We start from the raw sequence: 1,413 nt of genomic DNA, 5'->3' as shown, positions 1-1,413 counted from the left end.
CCCAGCTCGACGGCGCGAGGGTCCGGTCGGCCAGGCCGTGCAGCCGGCAGGTCCAGCGCCACGCGGCCCGCGCGGTCAGCCCGAGCCCGTACGCGGAGGCGAACCCGGCGACGTCGGTCTGGTAGATCGCGACCGTCGGCACGCCGAGGCGCCGCGCCGCCGCCAGCCCCCGCGCCCCGACGACGAACGGCGCCGCCAGGTGCACCACGTCCGGCCGGAACCGGCGCAGCGCGGTCAGGATCCGCCTGCTGGGCACCCCGACCGGCATCGAGTTCACCACCGGCAGCTCGACGGCCGGGATCCGCACGACCGGGATCCCCTCGTGGGAGTCCGGCTCCCCGGTGCCCGGCGCGATCACCACGACGTCGTGACCCCCTGCCCGCAGGTGCTCGCACACCCGCAGCACCGAGTTGGTGACGCCGTTGACCACCGGCAGGAAGCATTCCGAGACGATTGCGACGCGCACGGCCGGAACGGTGACGGGGGCGGGACAGCGGGCCGGGTCCCTGGCGTGATCAACCACCCAACCCTGGGCGAACATCGGGTGGGCGGATCACGAGTTGGCACGTCCGGCACAAGGTGGACACCCGCACGTCGTCGCCGGGACATCACCCGCCCGGACACTCGGGTCGCATGACGGCCGTGCCCCACACCCCGCCACACACGGCGCCACCCCCGGTGCCGTCCCCCCGGCCGGTGGACCCGGCGCTGCTCTCCCGCGCGCTCGAGACCGCGGGCCGGCTGGCCAACGACGCCGCCGAGGTGATCACCGCGACGCTGGGTCGCGAGCACACCGGATCGCTCGACGCGTCGGCCAAGGCCAACCCGTTCGACTGGGTCACCGACACCGACCGCACCCTGGAGCGGCACACCCGCCGGGTACTGGCCGCGGAGTTCCCCGGCTGCCCGGTCGTCGGCGAGGAGTTCGGCGCCGACGCCGGTGCCGACACCGCACCGCTGCGCTGGGTCGTCGACCCGGTCGACGGGACCGCGAACTACGTCGCGGGCCTGCCGTGGTGCGCCTACAGCCTGGCCCTGGTCGACGGCGACGGCCCGGCCGTGGGTGTCGTCGCCGACCCGGGCCGTGGGCAGATCTACGCCGCCGCCCGCGGGCGCGGCTTCCGGGCCAACGGCGTGCCGGTGCCGTCGCGGCGCACCGCCCGGGTTGCCGGGTCGCTGATCTGCGCCGAGGACCCCGACCCCGGGTTCGTCGAACGCGCCCGCGCCGCGCACGTCGGCGTGCGGGTGCTCGGCTCGGCCGCGCTGGCGATCACCCAGGTCGCGCTGGGCAACGCCGTCGCCGCGGTGCTGACCCGTTACCACGAGTGGGACGTCGCCGGGGCGCTCTGCCTGGCCACCGAGGCCGGCGCGCTGGTGCTGGGCCGCGACGGCCGGTCGACGCCGCTGCCCGAG

At 76.3% G+C, this 1,413-nt stretch carries 2 protein-coding genes; one reads left to right on the top strand and one right to left on the bottom strand.

Annotated elements, in window-relative coordinates:
• Positions 1 to 466, bottom strand: a 466-nt coding sequence (locus GTW08_RS03840) for a glycosyltransferase (RefSeq protein ID WP_161151423.1), incomplete at its 3' end; no start/stop codon positions are given.
• A 167-nt stretch (positions 467 to 633) separates the two neighbouring features.
• On the opposite strand from GTW08_RS03840, the gene GTW08_RS03835 reads away from it, so the two are divergent.
• The coding region (locus tag GTW08_RS03835) for an inositol monophosphatase family protein (protein ID WP_161151422.1) at positions 634 to 1,413 on the top strand (780 nt) is incomplete at its 3' end.

The sequence above is a fragment of the Pseudonocardia sp. SID8383 genome (assembly GCF_009864975.1).
In the GTDB taxonomy this organism is placed as follows: Bacteria; Actinomycetota; Actinomycetes; order Mycobacteriales; family Pseudonocardiaceae; genus Pseudonocardia; species Pseudonocardia alni.
The sequence above is the reverse complement of the archived record's forward strand: the minus strand, read 5'-3'. Positions and strand labels throughout refer to the sequence as shown.